The sequence below is a fragment of the Pseudomonas sp. R25(2017) genome (assembly GCF_002112565.1).
GTDB classification, from domain to species: Bacteria; Pseudomonadota; Gammaproteobacteria; order Pseudomonadales; family Pseudomonadaceae; genus Aquipseudomonas; species Aquipseudomonas ekonensis.
Map to the genome: position 1 here is coordinate 148,265 of NZ_NEHZ01000009.1, position 20,638 is coordinate 168,902.

At 65.7% G+C, this 20,638-nt stretch carries 18 protein-coding genes; 8 read left to right on the top strand and 10 right to left on the bottom strand.

Going from position 1 to position 20,638, the window contains the following annotated elements; genetic code table 11:
* Positions 1-64: 64 nt before the first annotated feature.
* The 5 genes from CAG31_RS14040 to CAG31_RS14060 form a co-directional block, all read right to left on the bottom strand.
* The gene (locus tag CAG31_RS14040) at positions 65-466 is read right to left on the bottom strand and encodes a biopolymer transporter ExbD (protein ID WP_085582040.1); all 402 of its coding nucleotides are present in this window, start codon (positions 464-466) and stop codon (positions 65-67) included.
* A 1-nt stretch (position 467) separates the two neighbouring features.
* Entirely contained in the window at positions 468-1,190 is a 723-nt protein-coding gene (locus CAG31_RS14045; protein ID WP_085582042.1) for a MotA/TolQ/ExbB proton channel family protein, read from the bottom strand.
* A 45-nt stretch (positions 1,191-1,235) separates the two neighbouring features.
* Positions 1,236-2,048: an energy transducer TonB gene (locus CAG31_RS14050; protein WP_085582044.1), complete on the bottom strand. Its 813-nt coding sequence runs from the start codon at positions 2,046-2,048 to the stop codon at positions 1,236-1,238.
* Between the two features lie 382 nt (positions 2,049-2,430).
* Positions 2,431-2,757, bottom strand: coding sequence for a hypothetical protein (locus tag CAG31_RS14055; protein ID WP_085582046.1), 327 nt, complete (start codon positions 2,755-2,757; stop codon positions 2,431-2,433).
* 257 nt (positions 2,758-3,014) lie between these two features.
* Complete coding sequence (locus CAG31_RS14060; protein WP_085582048.1) at positions 3,015-5,375, bottom strand: TonB-dependent receptor; 2,361 nt, start codon at positions 5,373-5,375, stop codon at positions 3,015-3,017.
* A gap of 165 nt (positions 5,376-5,540) precedes the next feature.
* On the opposite strand from CAG31_RS14060, the gene CAG31_RS14065 reads away from it, so the two are divergent.
* Together CAG31_RS14065 and CAG31_RS14070 are read left to right on the top strand one after the other, a co-directional pair.
* Positions 5,541-6,485: a LysR family transcriptional regulator gene (locus CAG31_RS14065; protein ID WP_085582050.1), complete on the top strand. Its 945-nt coding sequence runs from the start codon at positions 5,541-5,543 to the stop codon at positions 6,483-6,485.
* A 172-nt stretch (positions 6,486-6,657) separates the two neighbouring features.
* Positions 6,658-8,274, top strand: a complete 1,617-nt coding sequence (locus CAG31_RS14070; protein WP_085582052.1) for an alkaline phosphatase family protein — start codon at positions 6,658-6,660, stop codon at positions 8,272-8,274.
* 51 nt (positions 8,275-8,325) lie between these two features.
* Here CAG31_RS14070 and CAG31_RS14075 read toward each other — a convergent pair whose 3' ends face one another.
* On the bottom strand, positions 8,326-9,246 hold the full coding sequence (locus CAG31_RS14075; protein ID WP_085582053.1) for a TauD/TfdA family dioxygenase: 921 nt from the start codon (positions 9,244-9,246) through the stop codon (positions 8,326-8,328).
* A 181-nt stretch (positions 9,247-9,427) separates the two neighbouring features.
* Between CAG31_RS14075 and CAG31_RS14080 the strand changes: the two genes are divergently transcribed.
* The gene (locus CAG31_RS14080; protein WP_085582054.1) at positions 9,428-10,348 is read left to right on the top strand and encodes a LysR family transcriptional regulator; all 921 of its coding nucleotides are present in this window, start codon (positions 9,428-9,430) and stop codon (positions 10,346-10,348) included.
* Positions 10,349-10,414: 66 nt separating this feature from the next.
* On the opposite strand, the gene CAG31_RS14085 is transcribed toward CAG31_RS14080, so the two are convergent.
* Entirely contained in the window at positions 10,415-11,428 is a 1,014-nt protein-coding gene (locus tag CAG31_RS14085; RefSeq protein WP_085582055.1) for an ABC transporter substrate-binding protein, read from the bottom strand.
* Positions 11,429-11,741: 313 nt separating this feature from the next.
* On the opposite strand from CAG31_RS14085, the gene CAG31_RS14090 reads away from it, so the two are divergent.
* From CAG31_RS14090 to CAG31_RS14100, 3 genes are read left to right on the top strand one after another with little or no spacing between them, the layout of a single operon-like run.
* Complete coding sequence (locus CAG31_RS14090; RefSeq protein WP_085582057.1) at positions 11,742-13,340, top strand: ABC transporter permease; 1,599 nt, start codon at positions 11,742-11,744, stop codon at positions 13,338-13,340.
* Entirely contained in the window at positions 13,337-14,152 is an 816-nt protein-coding gene (locus CAG31_RS14095) for an ABC transporter ATP-binding protein (protein ID WP_085582059.1), read from the top strand. Before CAG31_RS14090 ends, CAG31_RS14095 begins: the two co-directional genes overlap by 4 nt.
* Before the next feature lie 14 nt (positions 14,153-14,166).
* Positions 14,167-15,777 (top strand): arylsulfatase, encoded by a 1,611-nt coding sequence (locus CAG31_RS14100; RefSeq protein ID WP_085582061.1) that lies wholly within the window; start codon positions 14,167-14,169, stop codon positions 15,775-15,777.
* A gap of 192 nt (positions 15,778-15,969) precedes the next feature.
* On the opposite strand, the gene CAG31_RS14105 is transcribed toward CAG31_RS14100, so the two are convergent.
* A complete protein-coding gene (locus CAG31_RS14105) occupies positions 15,970-17,046 on the bottom strand; it encodes a fatty acid desaturase (RefSeq protein WP_085582063.1) in 1,077 nt (358 codons plus the stop codon).
* Between the two features lie 100 nt (positions 17,047-17,146).
* Between CAG31_RS14105 and CAG31_RS14110 the strand changes: the two genes are divergently transcribed.
* Positions 17,147-18,151 (top strand): AraC family transcriptional regulator, encoded by a 1,005-nt coding sequence (locus CAG31_RS14110; RefSeq protein ID WP_085582065.1) that lies wholly within the window; start codon positions 17,147-17,149, stop codon positions 18,149-18,151.
* 107 nt (positions 18,152-18,258) lie between these two features.
* Here the strand turns inward: CAG31_RS14110 and CAG31_RS14115 are convergent, their stop codons facing one another.
* Positions 18,259-18,942 (bottom strand): Crp/Fnr family transcriptional regulator, encoded by a 684-nt coding sequence (locus CAG31_RS14115; RefSeq protein WP_085582067.1) that lies wholly within the window; start codon positions 18,940-18,942, stop codon positions 18,259-18,261.
* An 85-nt stretch (positions 18,943-19,027) separates the two neighbouring features.
* On the opposite strand from CAG31_RS14115, the gene CAG31_RS14120 reads away from it, so the two are divergent.
* Positions 19,028-19,552 carry a DUF962 domain-containing protein gene (locus tag CAG31_RS14120; RefSeq protein WP_085582069.1) on the top strand — a complete coding sequence of 175 codons (525 nt, stop codon included), beginning with the start codon at positions 19,028-19,030 and terminating at the stop codon, positions 19,550-19,552.
* A 93-nt stretch (positions 19,553-19,645) separates the two neighbouring features.
* Here CAG31_RS14120 and CAG31_RS14125 read toward each other — a convergent pair whose 3' ends face one another.
* Complete coding sequence (locus CAG31_RS14125; protein ID WP_085582071.1) at positions 19,646-20,635, bottom strand: sulfate/molybdate ABC transporter ATP-binding protein; 990 nt, start codon at positions 20,633-20,635, stop codon at positions 19,646-19,648.
* Positions 20,636-20,638: the final 3 nt, after the last annotated feature.

Genomic DNA, 20,638 nt, shown 5'->3' on the forward strand with positions numbered 1-20,638 from the left:
AGACGGGAATAAAAAAGGGGCCGCACCCTGCCAAGGAGACGGCCCCGGAAAAATCGACATTCGTTCACCGCGCGGTGATCACCGACAGCTTGGTGATGCCGGCCCGCTCGATCGACGCCATGGCCCGCGCCACTTCGCCGTAGTTCACGCCGTCGTCCGCCTGCAGCTGCACGCGGACTTCCGCATCCTTGGCCTTGGCGGCCTTGAGGTTGAACTCCAGCAGATCCGGCTGGATTTCATCCTTGTTGATGAACAGCTTGCCGGCCCCGTCGATGCTCACCACCAGCGGATCCTTCTGCTCCACCGGCGCCACCGCTTCGGTCTTGGGCAGGTTGATCGGTATCGCGTTGGTCAGCAGCGGCGCGGTGACGATGAACACCACCAGCAGCACCAGCATCACGTCCACCAGCGGCGTCACGTTGATCTCACTCAGCACCTCGTCACTGTCTTGCGTGGAGAAGGCCATCTCAGGACGCCTCCTTCACTTTCGCCGCACCGCCGGCCACCGCGGCGCGCTGGGCGGTCGGGTGGATCAGCACGCGGAACGCGCTCTTCTGCGCCAGGCTGTAGAAGTCATGGGCGAAGTCGTCCAGATCCGCCGCGGTCAGCTTCAGGCGCCGCAGAAAGTAGTTGTAAACCAGCACCGCCGGCACCGCGACGGCGATCCCCACGCCGGTGGCGACCAGTGCCGCACCGATGGGCCCGGCCACCGTTTCCAGGCTCGCCGACCCCGCCGCGCTGATGCCCTTCAACGCCTCCATGATCCCCCACACCGTGCCGAACAGGCCGATGAACGGCGAGGTGCTGCCGATGCTCGCGACCACCGCCAGACCGGTTTCCAGCGAACGCCGCTCGCGCACGATCTGCTGGCGCAAGGCACGCTCCAGGCGATCCTGGTGATTGATCGCCTGGCTCAGATCCGCCGCCGGCGCCTCGCCCACCTGGATCGCCGCATAGCCGGCCTGGGCCACCCGAGCGGCGGCGCCGGGCTGGGTCTCGCTCAGCTCGGCGGCGGAATCCAGGCTCGACGCCGCCCAGAACCGTTTGTGAAACCTGCGGTCCTGGGCCTTCAGGCGGCCGAACTGCACAGCCTTGAGCAGCGCCAGTCCCCAAGTGGCGACGGAAAAGGCCACCAGCAGCCAGATCACTGCGCTTTCGATGGATTCCAGTGGAGAGGCCAGTAACGTCATGGTGCATTCCCTCGTATAAACGTTTCGCGCGAATTTGGTTTCGGTTCAGTGAATCTTGAAATCGATGGGGACGCTGACCCAGCCGTCCTGGGCGACATCGCCCTGCTTGGCCGGCACGAAGCTCCAGCGCTTCACGGCCTCCAGCGCCGCGTCGTCGAGCTGTTGCCGGCCGCTGCTTTTCTGGATCTGGATCTCGCCCGGCTTGCCGCTGGCCAACACGTGCACCCTGAGCAGCACGGTGCCTTCCCAGCCGCGGCGCTGGGCCAGCGACGGGTATTCCGGCGCCGGGTTCTTCAGGTAAGCGGCATTGGCCGAGGCCGGTGTGACCGGTGCGGGCGCAGGCGGCGCGGGCGGCGTAGGTGCCGCGACCGGAGCAGCCGGCTGCGGCGGTGCCGGCGGTTGCTCGACCGCCTTGGGCGCAGGTTTGGGCACAGGCTTGGCGACCGGTTTAGGAATCGGCTTCGGCACCGGTTTTTTCGGCGGCGGCTTCACCGCCAGTTCGTCTTCCACCGGCGGAGGCGGTTCGACCACGGGCGCCGGCGGCGGTGGCTCGACCACAGGAGGCGCCGGCGGCGCCGGACGCGAAAACTCGATGGTCATCGGCGGAACCTGCGGCGGCACCACCGGCAGCGCCGGGGTCGGCTGCCGGCCGACCCAGTAGATCACCGCGCCATGCACCACCAGGGCCAGCACGCCGAGCAGGATCGTTTCGCGCCGGCTCAGGATGCCTTTGGGCGAGCGCTGCAGACGCAACTGCCCCAGCGGCACCCGGTGAGGCCGGCCGAGACCGACCAATTCGCCGCTCGGCGCCTGGCGCCACAGCACCTCCTGTGCGGCGGCGGTCTGGACATTGCCCATTGATTCACTCCCTGCGGTCTCTTTTGCGTTCTCGTTCTGCCAAAGCTGCCGACAACCGCTTGTTGAATCCCCCACGGCCCATCGACGGCCCCATCATTAGGCCAGTCGCTTATCTCCGAAAGTAATCTTTGATGTTATGAATAGACTTATATGGAATATAAGAAACGGTCATTTCCGCCAAGACCACGTCCCGCAAGGGCTGTAGCGGAGGATGGAAAACCGCATGCCTTTGAGGCATGAAAAGTATTCATCCAAGGCATGTGTTTTACAGGCGACCCAAGAAGCGGGGACAACTAATGCGAAATGAATAGTTGCTGTTTCATGAAAGAAAACAAAAAAGCCGATGCAGGTTAATGCATCGGCTTTTATTACTGCGGCGTCATTATTGTTTCACGAACTCCCCGGCCAGGCCGACCACGTCGCCGTCAAAGTTGTTGCGCGAACCCACCGCGCGCACTTTCGAGTAGTTGTGGTCTGGCGAGAACAGTGTCCAGGCCTGATAGCCGGTGCCGTCGTTGAGGGCCGCGAAGGTGATGATCGTAGGCTGCCCGGTGCTGTTCTGGAAGTGGTAGTGCCCGTATGCGATGTCGTAGTTCACGCCGTTCTGGCTGAACCGGCCGCTGAAGGTGCCGTTGGAGTCGTTGCCATCGGTAATCGTCAGTTTGGCGCCAGCGTTAGCGTTTACATAAGTGCCATTAATGCTCGACATAACGAGATTTCCTTAATCGTTGGTTAAGTATCTTCCGATGAGAGCAAGTTTCCTCCTGGAAACTCACGGCACTCAGGATGGTTCGAGAATGAGCGATTGTCCACGCATATAACGGGCTATTTACCAACGAATTCGCAATAACAACTATGAGCACCCGGCATACTTTGCACCAAAGTATTAAGCCTCCTCCGACAAACCTCTACACCCCTGCCGCCGATGTATAACGGCTGTCATAACTGTCATATCGACACGCCCCGTCAAAAGTCATAACGGCCCGTCACACCCAACGTCCGCGGGGTGCCGAGCAGGCCCTCATAGCCACCGTTGCCGCCCGTCCACAGGGTCGTGTAGTAGGTCTTGTCGAAGGCGTTCTTCAGCCACAGCGACACGTCCCACTGGCCTTGGTTGAAGTCGCCGCGCAGGCCGGTGGAGAAGTTGACCACCGCGTAGCTCGGGATCTGGCCGAAGTCCGAGTCCTCCACCGTGCCCACCGCCTTGGAGCGGAACGCGTAGCTGGCGGTGACATAGGGTTCGAAGCCGTTGTCCAGGTTCCACTTGTATTCGCCGTTGGCGTTGCCGATCCATTTCGAGGCGCCGACCACTTGGTGGCCGCTGAGGTCGCAAGAGGCCGGGGCTCCGGGCGCGAGGCTGACTTCCGGCGGGCACGGCGCATCCTTGTACGAGAGGTAGCTGACGTCGTTGAAGGAGCCGTTGAAGTTCAGCGTCAGGCCGCGCAGCGGGATCACCGTGCTGTCGAACTCGACCCCGCGCGAGCGCACGGAACCGGCGTTGGTCAGGTACTGCACGCGGTTGACGTCGTCGTAGGCGTTGGTCTGGTAGGCGTTGACCTGCGTCCAGAACACGTTGGCGTTGAGTTGCAGGCGGCGATCCCACAGCGTGCTCTTGAAACCGAGCTCGGCGTTGTTGGCGCGTTCGGTGCCGATCAGCAGCGAATCGGCACCTGCCGTCGGCGCCGATCCGACCACCAGGTTGACCCCGCCGGACTTTTCGCCGTGGGACAGCGTGGCGTAGCCCAGCAGTTCATCGCTGAACCGGTAGCTCAGGTTGAGCAGTCCGGAGGGGCTGGAGCTGTACTGGTTGAGGTCGCCGGAATCGTAGGCGCCGACCCGCCCGCGCCGCGCCGTGGCCGCCGCGCCGGTCACCGCAGCGCCGCCACGGGGCACGTCGCGGTCGACCCAGGCGTTCTTCTCTTCGTAGGTGCCGCGCACCCCGGCGGTGAAGTCCAGGCGTTCGGTCAGGTGCCAGGTGCCCTGGGCGAACAGCGCGAAGCTGTCGGTCTTGATGTGGCCGTGGCCGACCGTGTCGACGTTGGCCAGCGCACCGCGCGGCGTGCCGTTCCAGATGTCCGCCTGCGGGCCGTAGTAGGCGAAGGATTTGTTGTCCAGGTCCGAGCCGAAGTAGTAGGCGCCAAGCACGTAATCGAAGAACTCGCCCTTGGGCGACGCCAGGCGCAATTCCTGGGAATACTGCTTGTCCTCCACCGACACCCCGGCGTTGTAGGTGGCCGGGACATTGAGACCGTCGTCGTTGCGCGGGGTGAAGTTCCAGAACCGGTAGGAGCTGACCGAGGTCAGGGTGAAATCGCTCGGCAGCGTCCAGTTGGCCTCCACCGACGTGCCGCCCTGGTGCACGGTGACGTGCTGGTCGTTGTCCAGGTTGACCTTGCGGTGCGAACCGTTGACCAGGGTCGCGCCCGCAGCCGCTGCCCGTGCCGAATAGACGTTCACGCCGTTGATGGTCGGCCCGGTGCTGTAGAGCACGCGGGTGCCGGCGCTGGAGTCCTCTTCGTTGTAGTCGCCGATCCAGCGCAGGTTGAAGGACTCGTTGGGCTTGAACAGCAACTGCGCGCGGAAACCGTCGCGGGAACCGCCGTTGAGGTCGTGCCCGTTGAACTCGTTCTTGATGTCGCCGTCGCTGCGGGTGCGGTAGGCGGAAAAGCGCCCGGCCAACTGATCGTTGAGCGGCCCCGAAATCGTGCCCTTGGTCTGGAAGTAGCCATCCTCGCCGACCGAGGTCTCGATGCTGCGTTCCGGGGTGAAGCTCGGTGCGCGGGTGCCGATGTTGATCACCCCGGCGGTGGTGTTCTTGCCGAACAGCGTGCCCTGGGGCCCGCGCAGCACTTCGAGCTGCTCGATGTCCATCAGGTCGAAGACCGCCATCCCCGGACGGCCCAGGTACACGTTGTCGATGTACAGCCCGACGCTGCCTTCGAGCCCGTCGCTGGCCGGGTTGTTGCCCAGGCCGCGGATCGACACGCTGGACTGGCGCGCATGCATGTAGGCGACGTTGACGCTGGGCACCAGTTGCTGAAGATCCTGGATCCGGTACACCCGCTGGGTCTCCAGGGTCTGGCCGCTGACCACGCTCATCGGCGTCGGCACATCCTGGGCGCTTTCCTCGCGGCGGCGGGTGGTGACGGTCACGGTTTCCAACTGTGAATCGGCAGTGGCGCCCTTGCCGGCCGGAACGGGCGCCGGGGTTTGCGGATCGGCGGCGTAGCCCGCGCTCCAGTTGGCGCTCCCGGCCAGCAACAAGGCCAAGGGCAAGCGTTTGAGCCGTCGGGGCGGCAGCGCAGTGGCGGGGTTCAACGGACTCATGAGGCGGCTCCTGGTCAAAGAACGCACAGGCCGATCCGGCGCTGCATATTCTTCAAAGTTATTTGTATATTGATTTACAAACTTTTACTGCATAAGAGATTGCCTTTATAAGGAGTCGACCTAATGCATATCCAATGCATTTCCCGGATATTTTTTATGTGAAAAATGCATATCGACTTGCGACAGTTACGTCACTTCATCGCCCTTGCCGAACAACGCAGCTTCGTCGCCGGCGCGCAGGCGGTGAACCTGTCGCAGTCCGCGTTCAGCCGCAGCATCCAGGCGCTGGAGCACAGCGTCGGCTGCCAATTGGTCGACCGGGGGCGCAAGGATCTGCCACCGACCAAGCAAGGCCTGGTGCTGCTGGAGCATGCGCGACGGCTGGTCAGCGGCGCGCAACAGATGGCCAACGAGATCAGCCAGTTCAACGGCCTCGAAGCGGGCGAACTGCGCTTCGGCTGCGGCCCGGCGCCGGCGGCGGGGCTCATCCCCCGGGCCGTCGGCCGCTTCATCGGGCGCTACCCCAAGGCGCGTGTGCATTACCAGGTCGATGACTGGCAGAGCCTGAACAAACGCCTGCACAGCGAAGAGTTCGAGTTCTTCGTCGCCGACACCCGGCATTTCGAGGCCGATCCGGACTACCTGACCCACCGCCTGCGTCCGCGCAAATGGCATTTCTGCTGCCGCGCCGGGCATCCGTTGGCGGCGCGGGAGCGGGTCAGCGCCGCCGAGTTGATGAGTTATCCGATGGCGGTGAGCATCCGCCCGCCTAACCTGCGCAAAGTGATCGTCGACCTCAGCGGCCGCCCGGACTTCACGCCGAACGTCGAATGCGAAAACAGCGCCAGCCTGCTCGGCGTGGTGCTGCGCTCGGATGCGGTGGGTATCGTCGGCGAATACTCCGACGCGCTGCACCGGGCCCGGGACGAGTTGGTGTGCCTGAAGATCGAAGGGTTGGCCGATGACCTGGAGGAGCTGTACACCCGCTACGGGATCGTCAGCCGGGCGGGCTATCGCCTGTCACCGCTGGCCGAGGCGATGGTGGCGCAGATCCGCGAGATCGATGCGCTGGACGAAGGGATGTGCTCCCTCGACGGGCTGGCGGTCTGATCCGCCGCCATCGCCAGCAGGCAGGCGATGGCGTCAGTAAAGGCACCGCAGGATCGGGGCAAGATCGCCGAGCCGATGCAATCCCTGCATGACCGGCATTCCCCGAATGCACTTGCCGAACGGCCCCGACCGCAGCGAAAAAAGCCGCCTGTCCCTCTGACCGGTGAGCCCCATGCCCAACCCGCCAAAACCCGTGCGCAACGTGCTGTACATCATGTGCGACCAACTGCGCCGCGATTACCTGTCCTGCTACGGCCATCCGCACCTGCACACCCCGAACATCGACCGCCTCGCCGCCACCGGCGTGCGCTTCAGCCGTGCCTACACCCAAGGCACGATCTGCGGCCCGTCGCGGATGTCGGCCTACACCGGGCGCTACGTCAGCAGCCACCAGGTGGCCTGGAACGCAGTGCCGCTGCCGCTGGATGAACTGACCCTCGGCGACTACCTGCGCCCCCACGGCATCCGCACCGCGCTGGTGGGCAAGACCCACGCGACGCCGAACCTGGACGGCCTGCAGCGGCTGGCGCTCGATCCCGACGGCGACCATGCCCGGGCGCTCAACGAAGTCGGCTTCGAGCCTTACCTGCGGCATGACGGCATCTACCCCGACGACCCGCTGTTCGACGACAAGCGCGAATCCGCCCCCTACACCCATTACCTGCGCAGCCACGGCTTCGGCGGCCGCAACCCCTGGCACGACTGGGCCAACGCCGCCGAAGGCGAGAGCGGCGCAATCCTCAGCGGCTGGCACATGCGCCATGCGCACTTGCCGGCCCGCATCCCCGAACGGCATTCGGAGACCGCTTTCACCACCGATCGCGCCATCGACTTCATCAACGAACAAAACGGGCAATCCTGGTGTTTGCACCTATCCTTCATAAAGCCTCATTGGCCTTATATCGTACCATCGCCGTACCACGCCTTGTACAGTACGAAATCGATTCTCGAACCGGTGCGCGCCGCCCCCGAAAACGCCAGCAACCACCCGGTTTACAACGCCTTCCGCCAACACGAAGAAAGCCTGAACTTCTCCCGGGATGAAGTACGGCAGAACGTCATTCCTGCGTACATGGGCCTGGTCAAGCAGATCGATGACCACCTCGGCCGATTGTTCGATTTCCTGCAAAGCAACGGGCACTGGGAGGACACGCTGATCGTGTTCACCAGCGATCACGGCGACTTTCTCGGCGACCACTATCTGGGGGAAAAGGAGTTCCTGCTGGAGCAGGCGGTGGGCGTGCCGCTGATCGTGCGCGACCCGCGCGCGGCGGCGGACATCACTCGGGGCTCGGTGGACGAACGACTGACGGAAACCATCGACGCGCTGCCGACGTTCCTGGAGGCATTGGGCCTGCCGGGTGCCGAGCACCGGCTGGAAGGGCGCTCGTTGATTCCCCTGCTGCACGGCGAGCGTCCCGCGTGGCGCCGTTACGCGATCAGCGAATACGACTACGCCTTCCAGGCCCCGGCGCGGGAGCGGCTGGGCCGGCCCATCGACCGCTGCCGCATGACCATGGTGCGCAGCGAACGCTGGAAATACCTGGCCTACGACGGCTTCCGGCCGCAACTTTTCGACCTGTCGAACGACCCGCAGGAACTGCGCGACCTAGGGGAGGATCCGGCGTACGCGGCGGTGCGGGAGGAACATGCGGGGTATCTGTTCGAGTGGCTGCGCGGGCTGAAGCGGCGCACCACCATCAGCCACCGGGAAATCGATGAGCGCGGGCAACGGTTCCGCTACGGCGAGCCCGGCACTGAGAAAGCCGTGCAGATCGGCGTGTGGTGAAGGCGGCCACTTCGTTGGCCGCCCCATCGACTTGCCTGCGAAAGGGTCGGGTCAGGCACCGACGCTTTCAGCCCCTTTGACGGTCCGGCTGCGCTGCCCGGAAGCCCCCACCGGCACTTCGCCCTTGAGCGTCACGCGGCGCACCACCCGGTCCTGGGTGCCGTAGTCGTCGATCGCGTAATGCTGGGTCGAACGGTTGTCCCAGATCGCCACGTCGCCGGCCTTCCAGCGCCAGCGCACGGTGTTCTCCTGGCGGATCACATGGCTCTGCAGCAACCCGAACAGGTGCGCCGAATCGGCCTGGGAATAGCCCTTGATGCGTTTGACGAAATGCCCCAGCAGCAAGCTCTTCTCGCCGCTGACCGGGTGCACCCGCACTACCGGGTGTTCGGTCTCGTACACGGTCGAGGTGAAGATCTTGCGGTAGCGCTCCAGCTTCTCCGCCGACACGTGCGGCTTCACCGCCGCGTAGTCGTACTCGTTGCTGTGCACGGCCACCAGTTTGTCCGCCAGCTCCCGCAGCTCCGCCGGCAGTTCGCTGTAGGCGGTGGCGGTGTTGGCCCACAGGGTGTCGCCGCCGAAGGCCGGCGCCACCACCGAACGCAGGATGGAGGCCTTGGGGTAGGCCTCGACGAAGGTCACGTCGGTGTGCCACGAGTTGGCGCGCTGGCCCTCGGCGCCGTCCAGCTCCAGCAGGTAGCGGGTGCCCTCGCGGGACGGCACGGTGGGATGCGCCACCGGTTCGCCGAGCAAGTGGGCGAACGCCTCCTGGCGCTGGTCGTCGAGCTGGGTCTGCTCGCGGAAGAACACCACCTTGTATTGCACCAGCGCCTGCTGGATGGCTTCGACGGTGGCGGCGTCCAGCTCACCGGACAGTTGCACGCCACGGATCTCGGCGCCGATGCGGCCGGCCACCGGATGGATGTCCAGCGCCTGGACAGCGGGTTTTACAGCGAGTGCGGCATTGCTCATGGATCGACCCTCATCATCTGCTTGCGGTTGGCCGGCAGCGAAGCAACGCTCTATCTATATTCCATTTACATCTAATAGATATTCACGTGCTTCGTTGACGGAATAAGAGCTTGCATTTAAAACCTCGATCAACCCTCGTCGCAAATGCCTTCGCGCTATTTTTAGGATGCCGGAAAAGCATATGGATCTTCGCCAATTGCGCTACTTCATCGCCCTCAACGAACACCGCAGCTTCGTCCGCGCGGCGGACGCGATGGGGATCACCCAACCGGCGTTCAGCCGCAGCATCCAAGGGCTGGAGCAAGAGTTCGGCTGCGTGCTGGTGGACCGCGGCAACAAGGATCTGCGCCCCACCCCGGAAGGCCAAGTGGTGTTGCAGCACGCCCTCACCCTGGTGCAGGGCGCGGCGCTGCTCAGCGCCGAAGTGACACAGATGACCAAGCTCGACGCCGGCGAACTGCGCTTCGGCTGCGGCCCTGCGCCGGCGGTGAAACTGGTGCCGGATGCGGTGGCGCAGTTCGTCAATTCGCACCCCAAGGTGCGCACCTGCTTTCAGGTGGACAACTGGGAAAAGCTCAGCCGCGCCCTGAGCCGCGAGGAGATCGAATTCTTCATCGCCGACATCCGCCATTTCGAAGCCGACCCCAACTTCCAGACCCAGGCGCTGACGCCCAAGCGCGGGGTATTCTTCTGCCGGCCGGGGCATCCGCTGCTGGCCAAGGAAAGCCTGTCGACCAACGACATGTTCGACTACCCGCTGGCGACCACGCTGATCCCGCCGGGCATCCGCAAACTGCTGGCGAACCTCAGCGGCCGGGTCGACTTTTCACCGACCATCGAGACCGAGCATTTCCCGGCGCTGGTCAAGGTGGTACTGCAGTCCAACGCCATCGGCGTGGGCACCGAAGAGGCGTTCGAACAGGACATCGCCCAAGGCTCGCTGGCACTGCTGCACTGGCGCAACCTGCCGCAGAACCTGGAAAGCATGAACGCCCGGTGCGGGATCGTCAGCCGCACCGGCTTCCGCCTGTCGCCGGCGGCGCGGGCGATGATCGAGACGCTGGTGACGCTGGACAGGCAGGCCCTCGGCGTCGCGGTCTAGGGCTGTCATCCACGTCCCTGTGGGAGCCAGCCTGCTGGCGATGAGGCCAGCCCTGCCGCCACCGGTTCAGAGCCCGGCAGCCGCCAGCCCCGGCGCTACCCAGTCATTGACCTTGAACGGCTTGCGGATCAGCTTCTGCTGCGCCGCCAGATCCACCGCGTCCTGCAGCTTGCCGAGGAACACCGGATCCAGCGTCGAGGGGAACACTTCGCTCAGTCTCTGATCCTTCAGGTCCTGGGTCAGGATCACCGGCGGATAGCTCGCCAACCCCGAGACCAACTGCACATAGGCGTCCTTGTTGCTGTCCTGGGTCAGCCAGTCTACCGCCTGCTGCTGGGCCTTGAGCAGCTTGGCCACGACGTCGGGATGGGCATCGACGAACTTGCCGGTGCCCACCAGCACCGCCTGCACGCTGCCGGCGCCGCCCAAGTCCTTGGTGTTGAGCGGCAGTTCGGCCAGTCCCTTGGCTTGAAGCGCGGTCAGCCCGGAGCTGCCCCACGACGCATCGATCTGTTTGGCCGCCAGGGCGGCGACCGCCGCGTTGAAGTCGAGGTTGATGACTTTCACGTCCTTCTCGCTCAGGCCCTGGCTGGCCAGCGCCGCATCGAACGACAGCTGCGTCGCGGTGCCGCGGAAGATCGCCACGCGCTTGCCTTTAAGGTCCTGCAGCGTCTTGATCCCCGACCCCGGCACCACGCCCAGGTACTGCTTCACGCCACGGGCGGTCGCGCTGAGCAGGCGGGTGTCGAGACCGTTGGACTTGCCGATGATCGCCGCCAGGTCGCCCAGGTAGGCCAGATCCACCTGGCCGTTGGCGAACGCCTCGTTGATCACAGGGCCCGCCCCCTTGAAGAAGCTCCACTGAATCTTGATCCCCTGCTCGGCGAAAGCCTTCTCGAAGACCTGCTGATGGCGCAGCACGTCGACGATGCCGCCGCCGCTGTGCTGGGTGCCGGCGCTGAGGTCGGGCACGGCGATGCGGATTTCCTTGAGTTCATCGGCGTGGGCGGTGAAGGCGAACAACCCCGCCAGCGCAGAGGCGGCAAACAGACGGGTGACACGTTTGAAGGGAAGGTTCATGGGCGCGGCTCCTGATTGCGGCGGGCATTGAGGAGCCGAACGTAGGCGCAATGGCCTTCTGCACATAAATACTATAAATGCACATTTTTATAGCTTTTTAAGCTAAGCAGGCGGCGTCGGGGCTCCTGGGCCCGTATGCAAAAACAGCATCGAAAATATTCTCCGAATGCATTGGATGCGTCAGGGCTGGAGGCCTTAAATGGTCTGGCTTATCTCCCGATAGCATTGAATCAGTTGTTTATATATCGATTTTGCATACACCGCTTCCGCACACGCAGCGGTCTGCCATGCAACCCGACAACGGAGGTCAACCATGGCCCGAGATTCCCTGCTCAGCCTGCCGCTGCCGGCGCCGTCGCTCAAACCCCGGCGGCCCTGGCCGACGCTGAGCCAACGCCTGCTGCCCTGGCTGCTGCCGCTCAGCCTGTTCGCCCTCTGGTGGCTGGCGGCGCGCAGCCAATGGATGAGCGAGCAGATCCTGCCGGCACCGTCGCTGGTCTGGAGCAGTGCGCTCGAACTGTCCCGGGGTGAGTTGTGGAACCATTTGTGGATCAGCCTGCAGCGGTTGCTCTGGGGCCTGCTGGCCGGCGTTTCAATAGGCGCGGCGCTGGGCGCGGCACTGGGTTTCAGCCGGCCGCTCGAACGGTTGATATTCCCGACGTTCGCCGGGCTCGCCCAGGTGCCGACGCTGGCGTGGATCCCGCTGTTCATGGTGGTCTTCGGCATCGGCGAAACGCTCAAGCTGGTGGTGCTGGTCAAGGCCATCGTGGTGCCGGTGACCCTGCACACGCTGGTCGGCGTGCGCGATGCGCAACCGAAGCTGCGCGAAGCCGCCACCGTGCTGCGCCTGCCGCCGCACTTGCTGATCCGCCGCCTGATCCTGCCCGCTGCGCTGCCGGCGTTCATGGCTGGCGTGCGCCTGGCCCTGGCCGCCGGCTGGACGTCGCTGCTGGCGGTGGAGCTGCTGGCCTCCAGCGAAGGCATCGGCTACCTGATGGTCTGGGCGCGGCAGCTGTTCATGCTCGACATCGTGTTCGTCTGCATCGTGGTCATCGGCCTGTTCGGCGTGGCGATGGACCGCGGCATCGGCCTGCTCGACAGCCGGCTGGTGCACTGGCCGCACCCGGCCACCGCCGAAATCCGCCGGGGCCCGCGCTACCGCGGCTGGCAACGGCTGCAGCCGTGGCTGCTGCCCCTGGGCCTGCTGGCGCTGTGGCAGGCGGCGAGCGACGGGCAGTGGATCGACGCCAACCTCCTGGTCAGCCCGTTGACCGTGCTGGAGGCCACCCGTAACGGCCTGCGCGACGGCACGCTGATCGGCGGCATGGCCCTGAGCCTGGGCCGCACCCTGGGCGGCCTGCTGATCGGCGGCGGGCTCGGCCTGGCGCTGGGCTTGCTGCTGGGCCTGTCGCACAGCGCCGAACGCTTGGTCGGCCCGACCCTCGCTGCCCTGCGGCAGATCGCGATTTTCGCCTGGGTGCCGCTGCTCACCGCGTGGTTCGGCCTGGGCGAACTGGCCAAGTGGGTGTTCGTGGCCCTCGCCGCGTTCTTCCCGCTGTTCGTCGCCACCCAACGCAGCATCGCCAACCTGTCGCCGCAGCTCAACGAGGCGGCGCAGGCGCTGCGCCTGAACCTCGGCCAGCGCCTGCGCCGGCTGGTGCTGCCGGGCGCGGCTCCGGGCATCTTCGCCGGCCTGCGCCTGAGCCTGATCTACGCCTGGCTCGGCACCATCGGCGCCGAATATTTCATGCCGTCCAACGGCGGCATCGGCAGCCAGATGATCGGCGCCCAGCAACTGCTGCGCATGGACCTGATCATGGCCGGAATGCTGCTGGTCGGCCTCACCGGCGCCCTCCTCAACCTCATCGGCCAACGCCTGGAAATCCGCGCCACCCGCTGGAGACACGCATGAACGCACCGATTGTCAGCTTCACCCACGTCGGCAAATCCTTTGACGTCGACGGCTTCGAACTGGAGGCGATCCGCGAATTCAACCTCGACATCGCCGAGGGCGAGTTCGTCGCCATCGTCGGCTCCAGCGGCTGCGGCAAATCCACCCTGCTGCGCTTGCTGGTGGGCCTGGACACCGCGTTCCGCGGGCAGATCACCGTGGCCGGCAAGGCCGTCACCGGCGTCGGCAGCGAACGCGGCATCGTGTTCCAGGAGCACCGCCTGTTCCCGTGGCTGACGGTGGCCGACAACATCGGCCTGGGCCTGGTCAACGAGCCCCTCGGCGCCGCCGAGAAGCAGCGGCGCATCGACAGTTTCATCGAACTGGTGGGCCTGCGCGACTTCGCCCGCGCCTACCCGCACCAGCTCTCCGGCGGCATGGCGCAGCGCGTGGCCATCGCCCGCGGGCTGGTGGCGAGCCCGCGGATCCTGCTGCTCGACGAACCCTTCGGCGCCCTCGACGCGCTGACCCGCCAGCAGATGCAGGACGAACTGCTGGCCATCCGCGACCGGGCGAAGATCACCACCATCCTGGTCACCCACGATGTCGAGGAAGCGATCTTCCTGGCCGACCGGGTGGTGGTGATGGAGCCGCGGCCGGGACGAATCAAGCAAGTGGTGGACATCGCCCTGCCCCGTCCGCGCCAGCGCAGCGGCTTCGACTTCCACCAACTGCGCGAGGAACTGCTGCACGAACTGACCGGCGACGGTCACTACCTGCCTGCCCCGGCGGTGCAGATCCGCGATCTGCCGCTGTCTTTCATTGCCTACTGAACAGGAGTCTGCCGATGCCGCAACGCCCCAATTTCCTGGTGATCCTGGCCGATGACCTCGGCTTCTCCGACATCGGCGCCTTCGGCGGCGAGATCGCCACGCCGAACCTCGATGCCCTGGCCGAGAACGGCCTGCGCCTGACCGATTTCCACACCGCGCCGACCTGCTCGCCGACCCGTTCGATGCTGCTCACCGGCACCGACCACCACATCGCCGGGATCGGCACCATGGCCGAGGCGCTGACGCCGGACCTGATCGGCAAGCCCGGCTACGAGGGCCACCTCAACGACCGCGTGGTGGCGCTGCCGGAGCTGCTGCGCGAAGCGGGCTACCAAACCCTGATGAGCGGCAAGTGGCACCTGGGCCTGACCGCCGAGCTGGCCCCCCACGCCCGGGGTTTCGAGCGTTCGTTCTCGCTGCTGCCGGGCGCGGCCAACCACTACGGTTTCGAGCCGCCGTACCAGGACGACACGCCGCGCCTGCTCAAGTCCACCCCGGCGCTGTACATCGAGGACGATACCTTCCTCGACGCGTTGCCCAAGGACTTCTATTCCTCCGATGCGTTCGGCGACAAGCTGCTGCACTACCTGAAGGAACGTGACCAGACCCGACCGTTCTTCGCCTACTTGCCGTTTTCCGCGCCGCACTGGCCGTTGCAGGCGCCGGCTGAGATCGTCGAAAAGTACCGCGGCCGCTACGACGCCGGCCCCGAGGCCCTGCGCCTCGAAAGGCTAGAGAAACTCAAGGCGCTGGGGTTGATCGAGACGGACGTCGAGCCGCATCCGCTGATCCAGCTGAACGCGCAGTGGGACGCCTTGAGCGACCGGCAACGGCAGATCTCCGCCCGGGCCATGGAGGTCTACGCGGCGATGGTCGAGCGCATGGACTGGAACATCGGCCGGGTCGTCGACTACCTGCGCCAGCAGGGGCAGCTCGACAACACGTTCATTCTGTTCATGTCCGACAACGGCGCCGAAGGCGCGCTGCTGGAGGCCTTCCCGAAATTCGGCCCGCAGCTGCTGACCTTCCTCGACCGGCACTACGACAACAGCCTGGACAACATCGGCCGCGCCAACTCCTACGTCTGGTACGGGCCGAGCTGGGCCCAGGTGGCCACGGCGCCGTCGCGGCTGTTCAAGGCCTTCACCACCGAAGGCGGGATCCGCGTGCCGGCGCTGCTGCATTACCCGCCGCTGCCGGTCGGCGGGCAGATCAGCCACGGCTTCGGCACGGTCATGGACATCGCCCCGACCATCCTCGACCTGGCCGGCGTGCGCCATCCCGGCAAGCAGTGGCGCGGCAAACCGGTGGCGCCGCTGCGGGGCAAATCGTGGCTGGGCTTCCTGTCCGGCGAGACGGCGCAGGTGCATGACGAACACACCGTCACCGGCTGGGAGCTGTTCGGGCGCCGGGCGATCCGCCAGGGGCACTGGAAAGCGGTCTACATCCCGGGCCCGGTGGGGCCGGCGACCTGGCAGCTCTATGACCTGGCGGCGGATCCGGGGGAGATCCACGACCTGGCGCAGGAGCGGCCGGAGAAACTTGAGGCCTTGATCGGCCATTGGCAGCGCTACGTGGAAGAGACCGGAGTGATCCTGAGCGAGTCGCCGTTCCAGCCGGATTGAGGGCGCCTGGAGCACGCCCGCTCTCACACTGCTGGCGATGGCGGAGGGTCAGATGCCGGAAGCGCTGGCCGTACCGGCCCCATCGCTTGCAGACACGCTCCCACAGGGCTCCGGAGTGATCTGCGTTGCTGTGTATCTGCGCAGTACCTGTGGGAGCCAGCCTGCTGGCGATGGCGCCAGTGAGTTCTCCCCTCAGGCCCTGGCCGTACCCGCCTCCTCCCGCACCACCGCGCCTTCTTTGCGCACAAACCGGTTCGCCCGCCCGAACGTGCCGAAGTCGTTGAACCGCACCCCCATCTCGCGCATCACCTTGTGCGCCACCGGTGCGGTCATCTGACGGATGTAGAACGGCTCCTTGACCACGAAATGATGGATCCCGTGGGTGCTGCCGAAGTTGAAGCAGAACGCCTGCAGCGGCCACAGCCACCAAGGGTTCAGCACCTGGCACTGCTGGATCACGTTGCCCGGCTCCACATCGCCGTAGTAATGCATGTTCGAGCTGATGAAATGCAGGCAAAACGTGCGCAGCACGTTCGGGCCAATGATCACCACGGCGGCGATGTCGATCACCTGCATCACCGACAGCGTGGTCGCCGACCAGTCGATGGTCGAGCCCAGCAGCCAGGCGACGCCGTTGGCTCCGTGGAAGCCGAGGAACACGTACCACGCGCCCCAATGCAGCAGCGCCAGCGGCGCGTAGACCTTCAGCGAGCGCTTGAGGATGCTGACCTTGTGCGCCCAGGTCTTGGCCCGCAGCATGCGGATGAACGCCGACATCACGTTGTCGCCCACCATCAGCAGCCGGGCCGGGCCCCACGGTTCGCCGTTGGTGATCGCCCGCTCTTCCATGTCGGTTTCGGTGCCGGACACCTTGTGGTGGTTGAGGTGCAGGTGGCGGCGGATCCACGGGTTGATGGTGCTCGGCCGCGCCAGCCAGACCAGCGCCATCATCAGGTTGTGCGGCACCCGCCGCTTGCGGAAGTACATGCTGTGGATCAGGTCGTGCTCCAGCTCGTGGGTCAGCGATGCGAAGAAGCCGTTGAGCAGCAGGCACGCCCACCAGGCCAGGTGGCCGGTGATGTACAGCGCCGCCGACGCGGTCATCCCCACCAGCGCGAAGGCCAGGATCCCGGCGCCGAGGGCGTCCTGACGGTTCAGAACGGGGTAGCGCTCGCGCAGTTCGGCGCCTCTGGCCAGCACGACCTGGCGAATGTGCGCCGCGCGCTGGGTGTCATTGTGTCGCTGGGGACTTGCAGAAGTACGGTGCATGCTTCCATCCTCTGGTTATCGATGTCCGCATCCTGCCTTGGGGCGGGGCCGGACGCGGTAGCCGAGAACGCCAACCTGTTGACCGGAAGCGCCAATCGACATGAAGGAACCGACCTCCCTCGCCAGTTGGACCCGTGCCCTGCGCAAGCAACTCGACGCGCTGGGGCTCGACAGCACCGACCTGTGCCGGCAGGCGGGGCTCGACCCGCAGTTGATGGACGATCCGAACGCCCGCTACCCGCTGTCCGGCACCACGCGCCTGTGGGAGATCGCCGTGCAGGTCAGCGGCGACCCGGCCATCGGCCTGCGGGTGTCGCGCTTCGTCAGCCCCACGACGTTCCATGCCCTGGGCTATGCGCTGGTGGCCAGCGGCAGCCTGCGGGAAGTGTTCGAGCGGATCGTGCGCTATCACCCGGTGGTCAGCGATGCCCTGGAGCTGGAGCTCACCCGCGACGAGGACCGCTACCGCTTCCGCCTGAACGTACCCGCCGGCAACCCGGCTCCGGCGTTCGAAGCCATCGACGCCTTCGCCGCGATCTACGTGCGCACCTGCCGCAACCGCCTGGGCCGCGATTACGCGCCGCTGGCGGTGTACCTGCGCCGCCCGGAACCGACCGACGCCCACCCGTGGCACAAGGTGTTCCGTGCGCCGGTGCATTTCGCCGCCGAAGAAGACCGGTTGGAGTTCGCCCTCGCCGACTTCGACAGCCACCTGGACGACGCCAACCCGGAACTGGCCGAGCACAACGAGGCGGTGCTCAACCGCACCCTCGCCCAGCTCAAGCCGCTGACCTGGGAGCGCAAGGTGCGCGACGCCATCGAAGAGCAACTGCCCGAAGGCGAACCCGGCGCCGAACGCATCGCCCAGGCCCTGCACCTGAGCCTGCGCAGCCTGCAGCGGCACCTGGCGGACGAAGGCTGCCGGTTCGACACGCTGCTCAACGAAAGCCGCGAGAACCTCGCGCTGCTGCACCTGCGCGACCCGCACTGCTCGCTGAGCGAAATCAGCTACCTGCTGGGCTTCGCCGACACCAGCAGCTTCAGCCGCGCATTCAAGCGCTGGACGGGGATGACGCCGGGGCAGTTCCGCGATCAGTTGCGCTGACGCCTGCACACGGCGGGAGCGAGCCGGCTCGCGATGGCGGTCGTTGATCCGACATCGCCGGTGACAGACCTCACGCCATCGCTCCCACAGGTGATCCCGCGCACTTGTCAGATCGTGGCCAGGGCCCTCAGCCGCTCGGCATCGAGAATCTCGATTTCGCCGTAGCCCAAGCCGATGATCCCCTGCCCCTGCAGGTCCTTGAGGATCTGGTTGGTGGTCTGGCGCGACAGCGACAGCATCGACGCCAGTTGCTCCTGCGGCAGTTGCAGCACGCGGCGGGGCGGGTCGAGCTCGCCGTAGCCTTCGGCGATCATCAGCAGACGGTGGGCCAGGCGCGCCGGGGCCGGGAGCAGGCTCAGCTGTTCGAGGTTGATAAAGGTCAGGCGCAGTTTCTGGCTCATCAGCAACGCCAGATGACGCCAGTGCAGCGGATGCTCGTCGAGCAGCTTGAGCAGGGTCGCCTGCGGGATGTTCAGCAATGTGCACGACCCGGCCGCATAGGCGTCGTGGGTGCGCGGCTGGCCGTCGAACAGGCAGATCTCGCCGAACCAGTGGGGCGCCTCCACCAGGCTCAGCAGCGCTTCCTTGCCGTGCTCGCTGACCGCACCGATGCGCACCGCGCCATCGAGCACCGCGTACAGCCCGCACGGCGGATCGCCGCGCCTGAACAACCGCTGCCCCGCCGCCATCCGCCGCTCCCGGGCCGCCGCCAGCAGGCTATCCTGAAAGGACGCCGGCAGATGGCTGAACCACTGCCCGGGCATCAGACGCTCGCGCCAGACCTTTTCCATGAACGCTCCCAAAGATTGTCGCCTGCCTGACAGAACGGGTGCCGTGCCCCAGGCATGATCCGGTCACCCTACAGGAGGAACAACAATGAAAAACCTCGTCGATCATTTGAGTCAATACGCCGCGTACCACCGCGACCCGCGCAACATCGCCAGCCACTTCGTCGGCATCCCGCTGATCGTGGTGGCGGTGGCGGTGCTGCTGTCGCGGCCCGAATGGCCGGTCGGCGCCCTGTGGATCTCTCCGGCGGTGTTGGTGGCGTTGGCGTCGGCGTGGTTCTACCTGCGCCTGGAACTCCGTCTCGGCCTGCTGATGACCGGGCTGATGGCGCTGTCGGTCTGGGCCGGGCATGCGCTGGCCCAACAGAGCACCCTGGTGTGGCTGGGCAGCGGGCTGGCGATGTTCGTGATCGGCTGGGCGATCCAGTTTGTCGGCCACCATTACGAAGGGCGCAAACCGGCGTTCGTCGATGACCTGACCGGGCTGATCGTCGGGCCGCTGTTCGTGACGGTGGAGCTGGCGTTCATGCTCGGCCTGCGCCAGGGGCTGAAGGAGCAGATCGAGGCGCGGGTGGGCGGGGTGCGGGTCAATCCGAACCGCGCGGCCATCTAGCAGGCTGGCTCCCGCAGGGATTCCGATCGCTCACACACTGCGTGTTCACACCGGCTCACTGTGGGAGCCAGCCTGCTGGCGATGCTTTCGCCTTTAGAGACTGGCGACCTTCTGCCAGACCTTCGGCTTGAAGAACAGCGTCTCGCCCTTGGCCAGGCCGACCAGGCTGTCGTGGTCCTTCACCACTTCGGCCTCGATCAGGTCGCTCTGGCCTTCGACCTTCAGCGTCACCCGGGTGGTGGCGCCCAGCGGGCGGATGTCGCGCACTTGGGCGGCGTGGTGATCCTCCAGCTCATGGCGCGACAGCGACACTTCGTGGGGACGGAACAGCACGTGGTCGTCGCCGCCCAGGTGCAAGCGGTTCGAGTCGCCGAGGAAGTGATAGACGAAATCGCTGGCCGGGTTCTCGTAGACGTCGCCCGGCGAGCCGATCTGCTCGATCACGCCCTTGTTCATCACCACGATGCGGTCGGCGACTTCCATCGCCTCCTCCTGGTCGTGGGTCACGAACACCGAGGTCAGGTTGATGTCCTCGTGCAGGCGCGCCAGCCAGCGGCGCAGCTCCTTGCGCACCTTGGCGTCGAGGGCGCCGAACGGCTCGTCGAGCAGCAGCACCTTGGGCTCCACCGCCAGGGCGCGGGCCAGGGCGATCCGCTGGCGCTGGCCGCCGGAGAGCTGCTCCGGATACCGGTCCGACAGCCAGTCCAGCTGCACCATGTTCAGCAGTTCATGGACCTTGGCCGCGATCTGGCTTTCGTTCGGGCGCTGGTTCTTCGGCTTCATGCGCAGGCCGAAGGCGACGTTGTCGAACACGGTCATGTGGCGGAACAGGGCGTAGTGCTGGAACACGAAACCGACGTTGCGGTCGCGCACGTCGTGGCCGGAAACGTCCTCGCCGTGGAACACGATGTTGCCCTGGTCCGGGGTCTCCAGGCCGGCGATGATGCGCAGCAGCGTGGTCTTGCCGCAGCCGGACGGGCCGAGCAAGGCGACCAGCTCGCCGCTGTGGATATCCAGGCTGATGTTGTCCAGCGCCTTGAACGCGTTGAAGTTCTTGCTGACGTTACGCACTTCGATCGACATGAA